At 64.2% G+C, this 13,821-nt stretch carries 13 protein-coding genes; 7 read left to right on the top strand and 6 right to left on the bottom strand.

From position 1 onward, the window contains the following. Window positions 1–176: 176 nt before the first annotated feature. The 3 genes from GGQ64_RS23295 to GGQ64_RS23285 all read left to right on the top strand — a co-directional run bounded on the left by GGQ64_RS23295 (window position 177) and on the right by GGQ64_RS23285 (window position 3,384). A complete protein-coding gene (locus tag GGQ64_RS23295; protein ID WP_210300395.1) occupies window positions 177–1,202 on the top strand; it encodes an alpha/beta fold hydrolase in 1,026 nt (341 codons plus the stop codon). Between the two features lie 40 nt (window positions 1,203–1,242). Next, on the top strand, window positions 1,243–1,656 hold the full coding sequence (locus GGQ64_RS23290) for a cupin domain-containing protein (protein ID WP_183807731.1): 414 nt from the start codon (window positions 1,243–1,245) through the stop codon (window positions 1,654–1,656). A 285-nt stretch (window positions 1,657–1,941) separates the two neighbouring features. Further along, window positions 1,942–3,384, top strand: coding sequence for a DUF1254 domain-containing protein (locus GGQ64_RS23285; RefSeq protein ID WP_183807730.1), 1,443 nt, complete (start codon window positions 1,942–1,944; stop codon window positions 3,382–3,384). A gap of 34 nt (window positions 3,385–3,418) precedes the next feature. Here the strand turns inward: GGQ64_RS23285 and GGQ64_RS23280 are convergent, their stop codons facing one another. The 3 genes from GGQ64_RS23280 to GGQ64_RS23270 all read right to left on the bottom strand — a co-directional run bounded on the left by GGQ64_RS23280 (window position 3,419) and on the right by GGQ64_RS23270 (window position 5,789). Continuing rightward, entirely contained in the window at window positions 3,419–3,847 is a 429-nt protein-coding gene (locus tag GGQ64_RS23280; RefSeq protein WP_183807729.1) for a DUF1810 domain-containing protein, read from the bottom strand. Window positions 3,848–3,977: 130 nt separating this feature from the next. Continuing rightward, entirely contained in the window at window positions 3,978–4,259 is a 282-nt protein-coding gene (locus GGQ64_RS23275) for a GNAT family N-acetyltransferase (RefSeq protein WP_183807728.1), read from the bottom strand. Window positions 4,260–4,949: 690 nt separating this feature from the next. Beyond that, entirely contained in the window at window positions 4,950–5,789 is an 840-nt protein-coding gene (locus GGQ64_RS23270; protein WP_183807727.1) for a fumarylacetoacetate hydrolase family protein, read from the bottom strand. Between the two features lie 143 nt (window positions 5,790–5,932). Between GGQ64_RS23270 and GGQ64_RS23265 the strand changes: the two genes are divergently transcribed. Further along, window positions 5,933–6,616: a GntR family transcriptional regulator gene (locus GGQ64_RS23265; protein WP_183807726.1), complete on the top strand. Its 684-nt coding sequence runs from the start codon at window positions 5,933–5,935 to the stop codon at window positions 6,614–6,616. 105 nt (window positions 6,617–6,721) lie between these two features. On the opposite strand, the gene GGQ64_RS23260 is transcribed toward GGQ64_RS23265, so the two are convergent. Then, window positions 6,722–8,167 (bottom strand): efflux transporter outer membrane subunit, encoded by a 1,446-nt coding sequence (locus GGQ64_RS23260; RefSeq protein WP_183807725.1) that lies wholly within the window; start codon window positions 8,165–8,167, stop codon window positions 6,722–6,724. 747 nt (window positions 8,168–8,914) lie between these two features. On the opposite strand from GGQ64_RS23260, the gene GGQ64_RS23255 reads away from it, so the two are divergent. From GGQ64_RS23255 to GGQ64_RS23245, 3 genes are all read left to right on the top strand, one after another. Beyond that, window positions 8,915–9,130, top strand: a complete 216-nt coding sequence (locus GGQ64_RS23255; RefSeq protein WP_183807724.1) for a hypothetical protein — start codon at window positions 8,915–8,917, stop codon at window positions 9,128–9,130. 132 nt (window positions 9,131–9,262) lie between these two features. Next, window positions 9,263–10,114: an SDR family NAD(P)-dependent oxidoreductase gene (locus GGQ64_RS23250; protein ID WP_183807723.1), complete on the top strand. Its 852-nt coding sequence runs from the start codon at window positions 9,263–9,265 to the stop codon at window positions 10,112–10,114. Window positions 10,115–10,219: 105 nt separating this feature from the next. Next, a complete protein-coding gene (locus tag GGQ64_RS23245) occupies window positions 10,220–11,776 on the top strand; it encodes a VOC family protein (protein ID WP_183807722.1) in 1,557 nt (518 codons plus the stop codon). 130 nt (window positions 11,777–11,906) lie between these two features. Here GGQ64_RS23245 and GGQ64_RS23240 read toward each other — a convergent pair whose 3' ends face one another. Continuing rightward, window positions 11,907–12,467, bottom strand: a complete 561-nt coding sequence (locus GGQ64_RS23240) for an NADPH-dependent FMN reductase (RefSeq protein WP_183807721.1) — start codon at window positions 12,465–12,467, stop codon at window positions 11,907–11,909. A 117-nt stretch (window positions 12,468–12,584) separates the two neighbouring features. Further along, window positions 12,585–13,544: a ring-cleaving dioxygenase gene (locus tag GGQ64_RS23235; protein WP_183807720.1), complete on the bottom strand. Its 960-nt coding sequence runs from the start codon at window positions 13,542–13,544 to the stop codon at window positions 12,585–12,587. Between the last annotated feature and the right edge of the window lie 277 nt (window positions 13,545–13,821).

The raw sequence follows: 13,821 nt of genomic DNA, 5'->3' as shown, positions 1-13,821 counted from the left end.
CGCCCGAGCGGTCGGAGCCTATATCCTTGCGATCGATGTGTCTCACCCAGCCCACGGGATGAAAGGACATATGCCTGTGGCGAATAGGCTGCGGCGCCCCCTCGCGGCATCCTTCCTTGCCTGCCAACCCCGCAGCCTGAAGGAGAAAATCAATGCCGCTTCCACCGGATCCCTCGATGCCCCGCACCCCGCAGCAGGCGACTGCCGACAATCGCCCTGCGCCCGATGCGGTCGGCAGCAAGGCCGGCCCCACGTCCTTCTTCGCACTGCGCCGCAACTTCCTCCTCGGAACCCTTTCCGCCTCGGTTGCCGCCGGCGTGCCGGGCGCGGCATCTGCCAGGCAACTTGCCACTCCTCCCACCGCTGAAGGAAACCGAACCATGAGCAACATCGTCACCAAGGACGGCACCACGATCTACTACAAGGACTGGGGAAAGGGGCCCGTCGTGACCTTCTCGCACGGCTGGCCGCTGAATTCCGACGCCTGGGACGGCCAGTTGCTGTTTCTCGCGCAGAACGGCTACCGGGTCATCGCCCATGACCGCCGCGGCCACGGCAGGTCCAGCCAGCCTGCGACCGGCAACGACATGGACGGCTATGCCGACGACCTCGCAGCGCTGATCGAAGCCCTCGACCTGAACGACATCACGATGGTCGGCCACTCCACCGGCGGCGGCGAAGTCGCCCGCTACATCGGCCGTCACGGCACCGGCCGCGTTGCAAAGGCCGTGCTGATCGGCGCCGTGCCGCCGATCATGCTGAAGACGGACAACAATCCCGAGGGGCTGCCGATCGATGTCTTCGACGGCCTGCGCACCAGCCTGGTGGCCGATCGCCCGGCGTTCTACCAGGACTTCGCCAAGGCCTTCTACGGCGCCAACCGGCCGGGCAACACGGTCTCGCAGGCCACGCTCGACCAGTTCTGGCTGTGGAGCATGCAGGCGGGCCTGCTCAACGCCTTCGAATGCATCAAGGCCTTTTCGGAGACCGATTTCACCGAAGATCTCAGGAAGTTCGACGTGCCGACGCTGCTGATGCACGGCGAAGACGACCAGATCGTGCCGATCGACGATTCGGCCCGGAAGGCCGTCAAGCTGATCCCCAACGCCAGGGAACTCTACTACCCGGCCGCGCCGCACGGCCTCACCACCACCCATCGCGACCAGGTCAATGCCGACCTTCTTTCTTTCATCAAGGGATGAGAGAGCCGGCACCGAACAACCAACCCAGAAGGTGAAACAGATGATCAAAGTGCTTTTCTTCGCGCTCGCGCTCGCCGGCGTTTCGACAATCGAAGCCTCCGCCGGGGAGGTCCACGGCGACAAGGTCACCGTCGTCTACGACCACCCGCTCCCCAATGTGCCCGGCAAGAGCATGAAGGGCGTGCTCGTCGAATACGCGCCGGGCGGCACGTCATCCGGCCATACCCATGCCAACTCGGCCTTCATCTATGCCACCGTGCTCGAGGGTGCCATCCGCAGCCAGGTCAATGGCGGACCTATCATCACCTATCGCGCCGGCGAGAACTTCTCGGAATATCCCGGCGACCGGCACGGCGTCAGCGAGAATGCCAGCAAGACGGAGCGTGCGCGCCTGCTTGCCGTCTTCGTCGTCGATACCACCGAGACCGAGCTGACCACGCCGTTCGAGGACTGAACCCTGTCGTGGCGCGCTGCCGCCGGCGCGCCGCGTAACCTTCCGAACGCCCCTTTCGACGAATGGGCGCCGCAGTCGATGATATCGCGCTGCGTGGGCGCCCGGCTCTGGTAAAGACTGTCCAGTCACCACAGCGGTGCAGCGAAACCGCGCGATAGGCTGCTCAGCGCACATATGTTAGTCGAATAGAATTTAGCGGAGTATCACATTGTCAACCATCGCAGCGACGCGTAACCTGCTACCTATGCGAGCTTGACCGCAAGCCGCGAAGCGGGGGGACGTTGCATGCTTACGAAACGCGAACTTCTTCACTCGGCTGCGATAGCCGTACTCGCCGCTACGACGGCGAAATCCACCCCGGTGGTGGCACAAAGCAAGGCCGAATGGCCTAGCCTGTTAGAAGCCAAGGACATCGCCGAAGAAGGCTTCATTTATGGCCTGCCGCTGGTGATGAACTATGCGGTGATGCAGGAGTATGCCGTCGACAAAAACTCCGGGCAGTTCAAGGCACCGTTCAACGAAATTTACAACATGCACCATGTCGCCACCCCGGCGGACACGGCAATCATCACGCCGAACAGTGACACTCCATACTCGATTCTCTGGCTGGATTTGCGCGCCGAACCGATGGTCATCTCGGTGCCGACGGTCGAAAAGGACCGCTACTACTCGGTCCAGCTGATTGACGGCAACACCTACAATTTCGGCTACATCGGCACGCGCGCCACGGGGACTGAGCCGGGCGACTATCTGGTGGTCGGTCCCGACTGGAAAGGGGAAACGCCTCCCGGAATCAAGCAGGTCTTCCGATCGACGACGCCGTTCACGTTCGCGGCTTTCCGTACCCAGCTCTTCCACCCCGACGACATGCCGAACGTCGAGAAAATTCAGGCCGGCTACAAGGCACAGCCGCTATCTGGTTTTCTTGGACAACCCGCCCGGCGCGCCGCGCCCAAGATCGACTTCCTTCCTGCCACCACGGCCGGGATCAAGGATAACTTCTTCCAGTATCTCGACGCGGCCCTGCAATTCGTCCCCGAGACGGCAAGGGACAAGGCGGTTCGCGCGAAACTTGCGAAGATCGGCATCGGCCCCGGCAAGACCTTCGAATTCAAGGATCTGTCGCTCGAACACAAGGCCGAAATCCTGCTGGCGATGAAGCAGGGTGACGACAAGGTCGACAAATGGCTGGCCGGAGGAAACAAGGATATCAACGGCTGGAACATCGGCTCGTTCTTTGGAGACGAGGCCTTCTACAACGGCGATTGGTTGATGCGGGCCGGAGCTGCCAAGGGCGGTCTCTATGGCAACGATGCCGTGGAAGCCATGTACCCGTATACCCGAACGGACGCGACCGGTGAGCCGCTCGACGGCAGCAAGCACAAGTACACGATCACCTTCGCACCCGGCCAGTTGCCGCCAGTGAATGCGTTCTGGTCCGTTACGATGTATGACGGCAAGAGCCAGTTCCTGGTCAAGAACCCGATCAATCGCTACCTCATCAACTCGCCGATGTTGTCGGGTATGAAAAAGGACGAGGACGGCTCGCTGACGCTGTACATTCAAAAAGACAGCCCCGGCGCGGACAAGGAAGCCAATTGGCTGCCTGCGCCCAATGACACGATCTATCTGGTCATGCGCTTGTATTGGCCCAAGAGCGAAGCGCCTTCAATCCTGCCGGCCGGCGAAGGCAGCTGGCAGCCACCCGGTGTGAAACGGGTCTCATAGTGCCGGTACGAAGCGCTTCCGGCAGGTGCCGTCTTTAATAGGTCCTGCCGAGACCTTTCATCGTATCCGGCTCGAGCAGGCTGTCGAACCAGGCTTCAAGCACTGTTTCCAGCAGGAACTCGTCGCCGGCTTCGCAGAAGAGGGTCATCGAGGCGTGCAACTTCCTGGCGTCGATATCGCCGAACACCGTATTTGCGCTGAGCCCCGGCAGGTGTTGGAGCGCCCTCAGGCATTCCCGGTAGCGCCCGCCCAGAACCGGCAGTGCCAGATAGGCGCTGGCCTCGTCGATCGAACCGACGGCGAAACGTTCCGTTGCCGGATCCGCCGTCGACGTCCGCAGCCTCGGGAAGATGAAATCCATGTAAGGACTGCACATCATGCCGCGCCGGAGAATGGCGATCGCATCGTCGTAGACCGCGTTCTGCGCCTCGACGAAGCGTTGAAGATTGTATTCGTTGTTCATGGGGGCCTCGCTTTTCAAGCCGGTTGTCCACCTCGATGCTCGATGATACCCGACGCCCTCCCGGACCTTTGCCCGGAAGACCCGGTATGACCAGGCGGTGTACATGCCGACCGCCGTCCCGGCGCCGTGGTCAGTCGGCCAGCACGTCGCGCTGCTCGGGATGCCTGGCGACGAAGTTCGCCATGAACGCGCATCGCACGCTGGCCCTGCGGCCGCTCTGCCGGATCGCCTCGAACACGCCGAGCGCCAGCCTCGTCCCGATGCCGTTGCCGGATAGTTCGAACGGAACCTCCGTATGGATGAGGACGACCACGCCGTCGTCGAGCCGGTAGTAGGCAGCCGCAATAGCGCCGTCGGCGATCGGCATTTCGTAGCGATGCTCGGCGGGGTTATCCCGGACCTGCTGGCTCATGGCCTGTCTCCCGCGGCTTGTCTCTTACGCGACTGGCGAACCATTGCGCACATCCCGCCGCCGAGGCTCCCCGGATGGCTGCGATCGCTGGTGGCTGCTTGTGCCGACGATTATGGCAGAGACCGGGAAAATGCGTATTGGACGCTGGGATAGCCGGCCGGTACCGGTTTGCTGGGACACCCCAACCTCGGTATGGGGTGCTTGAACCGAAAGGGGAGGAGTGCTCGCCGTGCGCAAAGCGACGGCGGACCGCCGAAAGCATGGTCGAGATGTCAACGGCTCAGGGTAGCTTCCGCCGCGAGGTCGCTCACCGGAACGCTTCGGAGGCGGTGTCCTGTGCACAATCCGTCGCGGCCGGACGGACGGGCGGGCGGCAGGGTCATGCGACCGTTGCTTCCTATACCGGCAGAAGCAGCAGGCATGTCAGGATGACGCTGGCGAGGGCGGATAGTTCCACGAAGCCGTCATGCATCGTTGTGGCCTCCAGCGGGAGTTACCGCGTCAATGCGCGCCCCCCGGTGTCGGTTCCATGGCGTGCGACCTGAAGATGCGTTTTCCGGCGATGCGCGCCTGCGAGCCGAGAGATTCGCGCTCGCCGGATGAAAGAAGCCGCGGCCGGGATGAACCGGGCGCGGCTTTCGATCTTGCTGATTCCGGGCGATGCGACGCGCGGGGCGCCAGCGCTGCGTATCAGCCCTGGGCGACCGTCTGGCGCTGGAGGCCGAGGCCCGCGATGGTGACTTCCATGCGGTCGCCGGCCTTCAGGTAGCGTGGCGGCTTCATACCCATGCCGACGCCCGGGGGCGTGCCGGTCGTGATCACGTCGCCCGGTTCGAGGATCATGAACTGGGAGATGTAGTGGACGAGGAAGGGCACCTTGTAGACCATCGTGGCCGTGGAGCCGTCCTGCACCGTCTCGCCGTTGACGCTGAGCTTCATGGAGAGGTCGGCGGTGTCGACCTCGTCGGTGGTGACGAGCCAGGGGCCGATCGGGCCGAAGGTCGGGCAGCCCTTGCCCTTCATCCACTGGCCGCTGCGCTCGATCTGGTAGGCGCGTTCGGAGATGTCGTTGCAGATGCAGTAGCCGGCAACGTAGTCGAGGGCTTCGGCCTCCGAGACGTAGGACGCGCGCTCGCCGATGACGATGGCGAGCTCGACCTCCCAGTCCGTCTTCTCCGAGCCGCGGGGAATGAGGATCGTGTCGTCGGGACCGACGACGCAGGAGGGGGCCTTGTTGAACAGCACGGGCTCGGGCGGGACCGCCATGCCGCTTTCGGCGGCGTGGTCGGCATAGTTCAGGCCGACGGCGATGAAGTTGCCGACGCGGCCGACGCAGGCGCCGAAGCGCTCGCCTGTGGGGGCGAGCGGGAGGCTCGCCGGATCCAGCGACCGCAACCGCTTCAGGCTTTCGCGGCCCAGCACCTCGCCGGCGATATCGGGGACGACGGCCGAGAGATCGCGAACCTTGCCCTCGGCGTCGAGAAGACCCGGCTTCTCCGCCCCCGGCTTTCCGTAGCGAACAAGTTTCATGCGATAACCTCCCTGGGATGCGGCGCACCTACGAAGGGCGCGCGGTTCGAATTTCTGTTGCGCTCCAACTTCCATGAGTTTTACAAGGTGTCAACGATTTTCGAAAATCCATGCCATTTGGCAAAATATAGAGGATGACGGCGATGGCCGCAGACAGGCCGACGGGAAAGACCCTTGCCGGCGGTGCCTACGAGCGCATCCGCGGGGCGATCCAGGACGGTCGTCTGCGCCCAGGCGACAGGCTGCGCTTTGCCGACCTGCAAGCGCTTTGCGCCATGAGCGTGACGCCGGTGCGCGAGGCGCTGGCGCGGCTGACGGCTGAGGGGTTCACGGTGCTGGACGATCACCGCGGCTTCAGCGTCGCGCCGCTGTCTCTGTCCGAACTGCGGGACATTACCGCCAACCGCAAGCTCTGCGAGGGCGAGGCGCTGCGGCTTTCGATCGAGAAGGGGGACGGACAATGGGAGGCGCGCCTCGTTGCCGCGCATCACCTGCTGGCACGGGTGCCGCAGGGCCGTGACGACATGCCGTCGGTCATCCGCGACGACTGGGACGAGCGACATGCCGCGTTCCACCAGGCGCTGATCTCCGCCTGCGGCTCGCCGATCCTGCTCGACACCTGCCTGCGCCTCTTCGGCCATGCCGGCCGATATCGCCGGGTGTCGGTCAGCCTGTCGGGCATGCGGCGCGACGCGGAAGCCGAGCACAGGCAATTGGTGGAGCTTGCGCTGGCGCGCGACGGGGCAGGGGCGGTTGCCGCCCTGCATGCGCACTACCAGGGCACGGCCGACGCACTGGAGGCCTTCTTCGACGGCAGGGATGCCTGAGGCCGGGCCGCCGGGGGCATTGCGACCGTGCCTGTGCGCCAGAACGAAAATGCCCCGGTAACCGCGTGGGTTCCGGGGCATTCGGGTTTGGTGGCCTGGCGCTCTTTACTGCGTGGCTGCGACCTTGCGGCCGGGGGCCGGCGTCGGCACGGGCGTTTCGATCGCCGAACCGCCCCCGACCGCGACGTTGAGCGCGACGTAGTCGTTGGCGAGCGAACGAATGGTCGCAGCCAGGGTCAGGCGGCTGTTTGCGACGTTGCGCTCGGCGTCGAGGACGTCGAGGATCGTGCTGGCGCCGCCGCGATAGCTTTCGCGCGCAAGAGACAGGGCTTCCTCGTTCGAGGCCACGAGCCTGCGGACTGCGGCAACGGTCTGATAGTCGCGGATGAGTCCGGTCTGCGCGTTCTCCACCTCTTCGATCGCGTTGAGCACGGTCTGCTTCCAGGCGAAATACTGCTGCTTGGCGACCGAGTCGGCGATATCGACCTGGGCGCGCAGGGCGCCGCCGTTGAAGATCGGCACGGTCAGCGTCGGGCCGAACGACCACGAGGTGAGGTTGCCCGTCATCGCACTGATCGTGCGCGCGGCGCCGATGGTGCCGTCGAGCGTCAGGCTCGGATAGAGCTGGGATTCGGCCACGCCGATCTGGGCGGTCGCCGCGGCCAGGTTCCGTTCGGCCGAGCGGATGTCCGGGCGGTTGCGGATGAGGTCGGCGGGGATGCCGACGCGGGTCGAGTGGCGCGGCGTCGGCTGCGGGCCGGCCTTGATGAGCAGTGGCGTGATGGTCGCCGCCGGCACGCCGAGCAGCGTCGCTGCGCGGTTGGCGGACTGGTAGAAGCCTGTCTCCAGCGGCGGGAGTTCCGCCAGCGTTTGGTTGACGAGGCCCTCGGCCTGCACGACGTCGAGGCTGGAGGCGGCGCCCGCGGCGCGGATGTCCTGCGTCAGCTTCAGCGTTTCCCTGCGCGACTGCAGGTTCAGCCGGTTCAGGGCCAGCGCCTCCTGGAAGAAGCGGGCGCTGATATAGGTGGTCGTCAGCTCGTTGAGGTAGGCGAGCCGGGCGACGTTGACGTTGTCGTAAGCCGCATCGAGCGAAGCGTTGGCGGATTCGCGTGCGCGCCGGTATTGCCCGAAGAAGTCGAGCAGCCACGAGGAGCCGACGCTGCCGGCCAGGTTCTTCGTCGACTGCACCGAGCCGCCCTGCCTTTGGACCAGCGAACCGTCCTCTCCCGAAATTGTGGCGTTGCCGCCGCCGTTGATCTGCGGCAGGCCGCCTGCGCCGGCGAGGATCACGTTCGCCTGGGATTCCGAGATGCGCTCGAGCGATTGCAGAACGTCGAGGTTTTCGTTCATGCCGCGGGCGACCAGTTCGTTGAGGCGCTTGTCGCGGAAATTTTCCCACCATGGGTTCAGCGTGGTGTCGCCAGCCGATTTTCCGGCGGCTTCCGAGAACTTGCCCGGCAGAGCGGTATCAGGTGCCTGGTAGTCCGGCCCCACGACGCATCCGCTGAGCAGCAACATCGTCAGTGGAAGTAGGGATTTTACAATCTTCATGTTTTTCCCCGAACCGCTCAACACCGCGGCTCATAATCTCGAGTCCAATTGGCGATTCGCGCATCATCCACGTGTTATGGTTAACGCACTTTCAACGGGGCGGCGCCATGGCCGACTCCGCCCAGAATCATCGAGCACAACATAACTACGCTAAAAACCTTGCCAATGGGTTTTCGTCCGTTGTTCATCCGGAATCGCGAGTAATTCATGCCCTATGTTGCGTTTTGGTCCCGGTTTCAGTGTCACCGATACGCCTTAGGTTCGATCTGAAACTGTGGCGAATACGTCTTTTGCGTGAATTTTTTGCGACGTACGGATGGTGGTTTCGCCCAGAAAAAGAGCGAATGCTCGAAAATTGTGGATTGCAAGCTCATTTCGCATCTGTGCTGCATGTGCGAACATTTTTCCGTCAAACGAATTGTCATACGAATTCGGCGCAAAAATTTCCCAAAAAATGGGGGGTCGAGTTGACAAGGCGGGCTGTTTCACCTATCTCATCGAACGTAGCCGAGGGGCTATGTATGAATAGCTGTCCAACCTCTCCGCACCGCCACCATGGCGTGTGCTCCAACCAGGGAGTGTGAATATGCATCGCAATGCCAACACCGCTTCCGCTGGTGATGTTTTCTCCTGTCGCGGAACGAAATTCGGAATGAAACTTTCGGCCCTCCGCCGAATGTAACGTTCTCTACTTCGGACGATACGCAAAAAAGATATTCGCTGTGCTTGCGCATGGCAGGAGTTACTATGGAAAAGCAAGTTATCGAAATCGGCGGGGAAGCCGTCGGGGTCGTCGTTCCGGATCAGGACAGGTTGAAGTTCGTCGCCGTCAAGTATCATGTGTGGGATCTGGATTCGAAGCGGTTCAATTCCGCAGACGAAGTCCGTGCCGCGATCCGCAAGCTGATGAGCGACCCGGCCGCTGCCGGCCCCCGCGCCGCCGGCGACCTCACCGCCGCCTGACACATCCCAAATGAAAGCGGCGACCTGGCGTGGACATCGCCAGCGTCGCACCTACATCCGTCCTATCGGTCGCCGCCCGTTCAGAATAGGGTGGCGTTCTCTTTCAACAGACCCGACGGACGGATATCTGCCATGCCACATCCCGCCTTCACACCATCGAATGTCGCCGTCGTCACCGGTGCCGCATCCGGCATCGGGCTGGCGGCGGCGAAACTGTTTGCGGAACTCGGCATGCGTGTCGTGCTTGCCGACCTCGGAGGGCCGCGCCTCGATGCGGCTGCCGCCATCGTCACCCGCAGCGCTGCCGGCGGGGAGAAGGACGTGCTGGCCGTGGCCACGGACGTTTCCGATCCCGCCTCGGTGGAGGGGCTGCAGGAGACCGCGCGGGCGCGCTTCGGCCGTGTTCACGTCCTGATGAACAATGCCGGCATCCAGCCCGGCAGCACGATCCTGGGGCCGCGCGAGAACTGGGAAAAGGTGCTGGCGGTCAATCTCTGGGGCGTGATCAACGGCTGCCAGGTGTTCGTGCCCGGCATGCTGGAGCACGGCGATGCCTCGCTCGTCATCAATACCGGCTCCAAGCAGGGGATCACCACCCCACCCGGCGACCCCGCCTACAACGTCTCCAAGGCGGGCGTGAAGGTCTTTACCGAGGCGCTGCAGCATGATCTGAGAAACCGCGAGGACTGCAACGTCAGCGCCCATCTCTTCATTCCCGGCTTCGTCTTTTCCGGAATGACGTCGAGCGGCAGGGCGGACAAGCCCGAAGGCGCCTGGACGCCCGAGCAGACGGTCGAGTTCCTGATGGAGAGCCTGGCCCGCGGCGATTTCTACGTCCTCTGCCCGGACAACGACGTGGCCCGGCAGACAGACGAGAAACGCATCCTCTGGGCCGCCGGCGACATCGTCGAGAACCGGCCGCCGCTGTCGCGCTGGCATCCGGATTTCGGCCAGGCCTTCAAGGCATGGCTCGAGAAGAAGTGACGAGGAGACGGTTTTCGTTCTCAAATAGTGAACGGTGCTGTCACCGGCACCGGGCTATTGCGTCGGCGTGAAACCTGTTTGTCTATGGCTGAACGGAGAACGGCCATGACCAGCGGCATACATCACATCACTGCGATCACGCGAAAGATCCAGGCGAACGTCGACTTCTATGTCGGCTTCCTCGGGCTGCGGCTCGTCAAGCGGACGGCCGGATTCGAGGATGCGGACCAGTTGCATCTTATCTATGGCGGCGCCACCGGCGTGCCCGGCACGTTGCTGACGTTCCTTTCCTGGGAGGACGGCTCGCCCGGTCGCGTCGGCACCGGGCAGGCGGCGGAGATCGCGCTTTCCATCGCTCCCGAATCGATCGGCTTCTGGCTGACGCGGGCGCTGACCCACAATATCCAGACGACCGGTCCGGCGCAGGAGTTCGGCGAGCCGGTGCTGCGGCTGAAGGATCCGGACGGCACCATCGTCAAGCTCGTCGGCGAGACGGGCGTTCAGCCGGCCGATCCCTGGCCAGCGTCCGGCATTGCGGCGGCAGACGCGGTCCTGCGCATCCGGGGCGCCACGATCTTCAGCGAAAAGCCGGAGGATACGGCGGCGTTCCTCGCCCGCCACTTCGGTTTCCGGCCGATCGCGGTGGCCAATGGCATCCGGCGGCTGGCGGGCGACGCCGCCGACATCATCGACATTCGCGACGCTTCCGGCTTCTGGACCTCGGCGCCGGGCACCGGCACGATCGACCACATCGCCTTTCGGGCGGTCGACCGGGCCGCCGTCGAGCGTGCCGGGGCGGTGCTGCAGGCCGAAGGCGCCGGCGACATCAACATGCATGACCGCACCTACTTCTATTCGCTCTATGTGCGCGAACCCGGCGGGACGCTGATCGAATATGCCTCGGACGGACCGGGCATGCTCATCGACGAACCGCCGGAAACACTCGGCACCAGGCTGTTCGTGCCCGCGCATCTTCAAGCCGATCCGGCCGACGTCCGGGCCCGGCTGCCCCAGTTTTCCCTTCCAGGAGAAGAAAGAATGACCGAACGAGACCTGCCTTTCATCCATCGCGTCCATCGCCCCGACAATGCCGACGGCAGCGCGCTGGTGCTGCTGCACGGCACCGGCGGCAACGAGACCACGCTCCTTCCCTTCGGCGCGCGGGTCGCCCCGAATTCGACGCTCGTCAGCCTGCGCGGGCGCAGCAACGACGAGGGCTACCCGCGGTTCTTCCGGCGGCTGACCATGACGACGTTCGACCAGGCGGAGATCGTCTCCGAGGCCGAGGCGCTTGTCGCCTTCATCACCGAGGCGAATGCGGCCTACGGGCTGGATCCGGCCCGCACCGTATTCCTCGGCTATTCCAACGGCGCCAACATGCTCGGGGCGACCATGCAGCTTCATCCCGGCGTGATCCGCAACGCGGTGCTGCTGCGCGGCATGAACGCGCTGGAAGCCCCGCAGGAGGTGGATCTGACGGGAACGAACGTGCTGATGGTGACGGGGCAGTCCGATCCCTACGGTCCCCACGCCGCGGAGATTGAGAAGCGCCTGTCGGGCGCCGGCGCCAACGTCGAGAACCGCACCCTGCCCGCGGGGCACGACATCGGCCTGCCCGACGTCGATCTGGCGCGGGCGTTCATGGAGAAGGTGGTGAAGTAGCCCACGCCTCCAGCAGGCATGCGAATGGCGACACCCTCTTTCCTTGCCGGGAAGAGGGTGTTTCCGTCTGAGGGGGAGGGTGCCCGGCGAGGCCTGGGCAGGCGGCCGACCGGCGGCCCGGGCCGCTGGCTTATTTCCGGCTCTCCTGCACGAAGGAAGCAAAGCCCTCGACGAAGGTGCGAAGGCGTTTTTCGGTCGCCTCGTCCACGATCTTTCCGTGCTCGTCGAAGACCGACCCGGCCTTGGATACCATCAGTTTCGTTCCGAACCAGGGGCGGGTGCCGAGCGTGCGCATGATCGGCAGCCAGGCTTCCTGGGACAGAAGTGTCCCGAAATTGCCGGGCGAGGCGCCGGTGATGGCGAAGGGTTTGCCGGAAAAGATGCGGGGGATATCGGCCGAGGGCCGTGTCATCCAGTCCAGCGCGTTCTTGAAGACGCCGGGGATGGCGTTGTTGTATTCGGGCGTGAACAGCATGACGCCGTCCGCCTCCGCCACCAGTTCCTTCAGTGTCGCCGCGGCGGCCGGGATGCCGTGGGCCTTCTCCTCGTCGCCGTCGTAGAGCGGGATGCCGCGGATCGTGCCTTCGACGATCGTCACCCCGTCCGGCGCCATCGCGATCGCGGCGCGCATCAGGGCGGTGTTGTAGGACGCCTTGCGCAGGCTGCCCGAGATCGCCACGAGCTTGGTCATCTTCTCTCTCCTTGCAAACGGGTGGTCGCCCGCCGATCAAACGAAAACCCCGGCAGGAAGGCAATGTTCCTGCCGGGGTTTTCCCATGTTCGGTGCCGGCCGATCGCCGTGGTTTATCTAGGCTATGACGAGCGGCTTCAGGCGGGCCTCGATCTGTTCGCGGCGCGGCTCCAAGAAGGGCGGCAGCGAGAGGCTTTCGCCGAGCGTCTCCAGCGGTTCGTCGACGGCGAAGCCCGGCCCGTCGGTGGCGAGTTCGAACAGCACGCCGTTCGGCTCACGGAAATAGAGCGAGCGGAAGTAGTAGCGCTCGACCTCGCCGCTGGAGGGCACGCGGAAGCCGCGGACCCGCTCGGTCCAGGCATGCAGCGCCTCGACGTCGGGGACGCGGAAGGCGACGTGATGGACGGCGCCCGCGCCCTGGTGGGCCGCCGGCAGGTCCGGTTCGACGGCGACGTGCAGTTCGGCCGCCGGCCCGCCTTCGCCCATGGAGAAGACATGAACGTCGCCGGTGCCGTCCGGCGAGGGATAGGTCGAGGTCTCGGTCATGTTCATCACCTGTACGAGCACGGTCTCGGTGTTGCGGATATCCGGCACGCTGATCGTGATCGGGCCGAGGCCCTTGATCTGGTGCTCGGCGGGAACCGGGCTCCGGTCCCAGGGATGCGAGGGCGCGCCGCTGTCGTCGACGGTGAGGCGGAAGCGCTGGCCCTCCTGGTCCTCGAAGTCGAGCGTCTGGCGGCCGGCGACGTCGCGGATCTCGCCGGACTTCACCTTCAATTCATCGAACCGCGCCTTCCACCAGCGCAGGCTCTCAGTGCTGCCGACGCGCAGGCCGGTGCGGCTGATGCTGTGGGTACCGCGGCGTTCACGCCCGACCGGCCAATCGAAGAAGGTCAGGTCGGTGCCCGGCGATGCCAGACCGTCGGCATAGAAGAGATGGTAGGCGCTGGTGTCGTCCTGGTTGACGGTCTTCTTCACCAGGCGCAGGCCGAGCGTCTGCGTATAGAAGCGCAGGTTTTCGGGCGCATTCGCGGTGATCGCGGTCAGGTGATGGATGCCGGTCAGTTGCATGGTCATGGGGTGCTCCTGCCATTGAGGGAAGGCTGCTCTTTCCAAGAGCGGCGGTGAGCTCAATATCGCCCCGGTCGGCGTTTACTTGAAGACGACGTACGGAGAACGCTCCGTTCTCTATTGGTGAACGGAGTCGCATTCCGGCTTTGGTAAATCTTCCGTTGCGATGCGTCGTTTTTGTGCAACGCAAAAACCAGCGCGCGCAGCTATGCCGTGAAAATGGGCGTGGTCTTGTGCAATCTGTGCGTCAGAGCCTGGTTTGCATGCCCGGATGCCGCTCAAA

Source organism: Mycoplana azooxidifex (genome assembly GCF_014196765.1).
GTDB lineage: Bacteria > Pseudomonadota > Alphaproteobacteria > Rhizobiales > Rhizobiaceae > Mycoplana > Mycoplana azooxidifex.
The sequence above is the reverse complement of the archived record's forward strand: the minus strand, read 5'-3'. Positions and strand labels throughout refer to the sequence as shown.

Excerpts from the sequence above, each read along its gene's own strand:
- GGQ64_RS23295 (WP_210300395.1), top strand. The coding sequence starts at position 177 with ATGCCCCGCACCCCGCAGCAGGCGACTGCCGACAATCGCCCTGCGCCC.
- GGQ64_RS23290 (WP_183807731.1), top strand. The coding sequence starts at position 1,243 with ATGATCAAAGTGCTTTTCTTCGCGCTCGCGCTCGCCGGCGTTTCGACA.
- GGQ64_RS23285 (WP_183807730.1), top strand. The coding sequence starts at position 1,942 with ATGCTTACGAAACGCGAACTTCTTCACTCGGCTGCGATAGCCGTACTC.
- GGQ64_RS23280 (WP_183807729.1), bottom strand. The coding sequence starts at position 3,847 with ATGAACAACGAATACAATCTTCAACGCTTCGTCGAGGCGCAGAACGCG.
- GGQ64_RS23275 (WP_183807728.1), bottom strand. The coding sequence starts at position 4,259 with ATGAGCCAGCAGGTCCGGGATAACCCCGCCGAGCATCGCTACGAAATG.
- GGQ64_RS23270 (WP_183807727.1), bottom strand. The coding sequence starts at position 5,789 with ATGAAACTTGTTCGCTACGGAAAGCCGGGGGCGGAGAAGCCGGGTCTT.
- GGQ64_RS23265 (WP_183807726.1), top strand. The coding sequence starts at position 5,933 with ATGGCCGCAGACAGGCCGACGGGAAAGACCCTTGCCGGCGGTGCCTAC.
- GGQ64_RS23260 (WP_183807725.1), bottom strand. The coding sequence starts at position 8,167 with ATGAAGATTGTAAAATCCCTACTTCCACTGACGATGTTGCTGCTCAGC.
- GGQ64_RS23255 (WP_183807724.1), top strand. The coding sequence starts at position 8,915 with ATGGAAAAGCAAGTTATCGAAATCGGCGGGGAAGCCGTCGGGGTCGTC.
- GGQ64_RS23250 (WP_183807723.1), top strand. The coding sequence starts at position 9,263 with ATGCCACATCCCGCCTTCACACCATCGAATGTCGCCGTCGTCACCGGT.
- GGQ64_RS23245 (WP_183807722.1), top strand. The coding sequence starts at position 10,220 with ATGACCAGCGGCATACATCACATCACTGCGATCACGCGAAAGATCCAG.
- GGQ64_RS23240 (WP_183807721.1), bottom strand. The coding sequence starts at position 12,467 with ATGACCAAGCTCGTGGCGATCTCGGGCAGCCTGCGCAAGGCGTCCTAC.
- GGQ64_RS23235 (WP_183807720.1), bottom strand. The coding sequence starts at position 13,544 with ATGACCATGCAACTGACCGGCATCCATCACCTGACCGCGATCACCGCG.